Raw genomic sequence first — 2876 nt, 5'->3', positions numbered from 1 at the left:
GACGATGAACGAGGACTACATCCGCACCGCTCGCGCGAAGGGTCTCAAGGAGCGTCAGGTCGTCCTCCAGCACGGGTTGCGCTCTGCGCTGACCCCGATCCTGACGATCTTCGGTCTCGACGTCGGCCTTCTCCTGGGCGGCGCGTTCCTGACGGAGAAGACGTTCTCCCTCAATGGCCTGGGCAAGTATGCGGTCGATGCCATCGGGGAGCAGGACCTCCCGAGGATCCTCGGAGTGACCCTGCTCGCGGCCTTCTTCGTCGTGCTGGCCAACCTCGTCGTGGACATCCTGTATGCCGCCATCGACCCGAGGGTGCGTGTCTCATGACTCCCGCTCGCCCCCCCGTGGCCGCCACCGCATCCGGCGTCGGGATCGGTGGCCTCGGGGCCCCCGGTCCGGACGCCTTTCTCTCGGTCCGGGACCTCCGGGTCCACTTTCCGACCGACGACGGGCTGGTCAAGTCAGTGGACGGTATGTCCTTCGACCTCGCTCGTGGGAGGACCCTCGGCATCGTCGGCGAGTCGGGCTCCGGCAAGAGCGTCACGAGCATGGCCATCATGGGCCTCCACAAGCCGGGGACGGTGACCATGACCGGTTCGATCCGCCTCGGCGGACAGGAGCTGGTGGGCGTCGACCCGGATCTGGTCCGCGAGCTGCGCGGCAAGCGGATGTCGATGATCTTCCAGGACCCGCTCTCGGCGATGCACCCCTTCTACACCGTTGGCCACCAGATCATCGAGGCCTACCGGGTCCACAACCACGTGAGCAAGTCGGTCGCGCGCAAGCACGCGATCGACATGCTCGACCGGGTGGGCATCCCGCAGTCGAGCTCTCGGGTGGACGACTTCCCGCACCAGTTCTCGGGCGGGATGCGGCAGCGCGCCATGATCGCGATGGCCCTTTCGTGCGACCCGGAGCTGCTCATCGCCGACGAGCCGACCACGGCGCTCGACGTCACCGTCCAAGCCCAGATCCTCGACCTCATCCGCGACCTCCAACGCGAGTTCAACTCGGCGGTCATCATCATCACGCACGACCTCGGGGTCGTGGCCGAGCTCGCGGACGACATCCTGGTCATGTATGCCGGTCGGGCCGTCGAGTACAGCAGCGCCGACACGATCTTCGAGCGGCCCCAGCATCCCAACACCTGGGGCCTGCTCACGTCGATGCCGCGGCTCGACCGGGAGCGCATCACCCGCCTGCGACCGATCAAGGGGACGCCCCCCAGCCTCATCAACGTGCCGTCCGGCTGCCCGTTCCATCCACGATGTGCCTACGCAGAGCGCATGGGCGGCTTGTGCCAGAGTGAGCGCCCGCCCTTCATCGAGGTGCTGCCGAGTCATCACGCGGCCTGCCATCTGCCCCAGCACGAGCGCACCTCGATCTGGGCGAACGACATCCAGCCGACTCTGTGACCGGCTCGAGACCGAGGACCACATCATGACGATCTCCACCTCCGTCACCCCGGACGCCCGCGCGACGGTCGGCGACGCACTGCTGCGCATCGAGAGTCTGACGAAGCACTTCCCCATCCGACGCGGGCTCCTCCAGCGACAGGTCGGTGCCGTGCAGGCCGTCGACGGCCTCACCTTCGACGTGGCGCGCGGTGAGACCCTGTCCCTCGTTGGTGAGTCCGGCTGCGGGAAGACGACCACGGGCCGGATGCTGACTCGGCTCATCGAGCCCACCGCAGGCTCCATCGTCTTCGATGGCCGCGACATCACCCATCTGTCGGTGGGGGGGATGCGGCCGCTGCGCCGGGACGTCCAGCTCATCTTCCAGGACCCCTACTCCTCCCTCAACCCGCGCCATACCGTCGGGAAGATCGTCGGTGCCCCCTTTCGCCTGCAACAGGTCAAGACCGAGCACGGGGTGAAGCGGGCCACCCAGGACTTGCTGGAGCTGGTAGGCCTCTCCCCCGAGCACTACAACCGCTACCCCCACGAGTTCTCCGGGGGCCAGCGCCAGCGCATCGGCATCGCCCGGTCCCTCGCCCTGCGACCCAAGCTCATCGTCGCCGACGAGCCGGTGTCGGCCCTCGACGTCAGCGTGCAGGCGCAGATCCTCAACCTGCTGGCCGACCTGCGCGCCGACCTCGGCGTCTCGGTGCTGTTCATCACCCACGACCTGTCGGTGGTCGAGCACCTGTGCCGGCGGACGGCCGTGATGTACCTCGGCCGGCTCACCGAGGTCGCGCCCACCGAGACGTTCTTCGCTGCCCCGCAGCACCACTACAGCGTCGCCCTGCGCGACGCCATCCCGCGTCCTGACCCGACACAGCGGCTCGACCACGTGCCGCTGCGCGGCGAGATCCCGAGCCCGCTGTCCCCGCCGTCCGGCTGCCGGTTCCACCCGCGCTGCCCCGCCGCGCTACCGATCTGCAGCAGCCAGGACCCGCCCCTCGAGCCTCAGGCGCCGGACCACCTGGTCGCCTGCTGGAACCCCGTCCGTGCGACCGCGCCGACGACGCCCCGAGAGACCACCCCAGACACCACCCGCCCCGCGCCGTGAGGAGAAGTGCTGCCATGCCCACCGCCAACGTCAACGGCGTCACCCTGAACTACGAGCTCACCGGAGAAGGACCCGAGACGATCGTCCTGATCAACGGCCTGGCCGACGACATCGAGTCGTGGGGCTTCCAGGTCCCCGACTTCGTCGACGCCGGGTACCGCGTGCTCACGATCGACAACCGCGGCATCGGCAAGAGCGACGCGCCCGAGGGGCCGTACACCTCGCGGATGCTCGCCGACGACGCCAAGGCCGTGGTCGACCAGCTCGGCATCACCGGTTTCCACCTCATGGGCGTCTCCATGGGCGGGATGATCAGCCAGGAGTACGCGCTGGCCTACCCGGACGACCTCAAGTCCGCCACCTT

General features: G+C 68.5%; 4 protein-coding genes. All 4 read left to right on the top strand.

From position 1 onward, the window contains the following. The coding region (locus ACTHJJ_RS18530) for an ABC transporter permease subunit (RefSeq protein WP_440304424.1) at positions 1–328 on the top strand (328 nt) is incomplete at its 5' end. Next, the gene (locus ACTHJJ_RS18525) at positions 325–1416 is read left to right on the top strand and encodes an ABC transporter ATP-binding protein (protein ID WP_440304423.1); all 1092 of its coding nucleotides are present in this window, start codon (positions 325–327) and stop codon (positions 1414–1416) included. The genes ACTHJJ_RS18530 and ACTHJJ_RS18525, both read left to right, overlap by 4 nt. 25 nt (positions 1417–1441) lie before the next feature. Beyond that, entirely contained in the window at positions 1442–2512 is a 1071-nt protein-coding gene (locus tag ACTHJJ_RS18520; protein ID WP_440304422.1) for an ABC transporter ATP-binding protein, read from the top strand. Between the two features lie 14 nt (positions 2513–2526). Beyond that, on the top strand, positions 2527–2876 hold a 350-nt coding region (locus ACTHJJ_RS18515), incomplete at its 3' end, for an alpha/beta fold hydrolase (RefSeq protein WP_440304421.1).

Origin of the sequence: Intrasporangium sp. (genome assembly GCF_051961875.1) — a bacterium.
In the GTDB taxonomy this organism is placed as follows: domain Bacteria; phylum Actinomycetota; class Actinomycetes; order Actinomycetales; family Dermatophilaceae; genus Intrasporangium_A.
The sequence above is the reverse complement of the archived record's forward strand: the minus strand, read 5'-3'. Positions and strand labels throughout refer to the sequence as shown.

Bases quoted from the DNA above. Each gene is read 5' to 3' on its own strand.
- ACTHJJ_RS18520 (WP_440304422.1), top strand. From the start codon at position 1,442: ATGACGATCTCCACCTCCGTCACCCCGGACGCCCGCGCGACGGTCGGC.
- ACTHJJ_RS18525 (WP_440304423.1), top strand. From the start codon at position 325: ATGACTCCCGCTCGCCCCCCCGTGGCCGCCACCGCATCCGGCGTCGGG.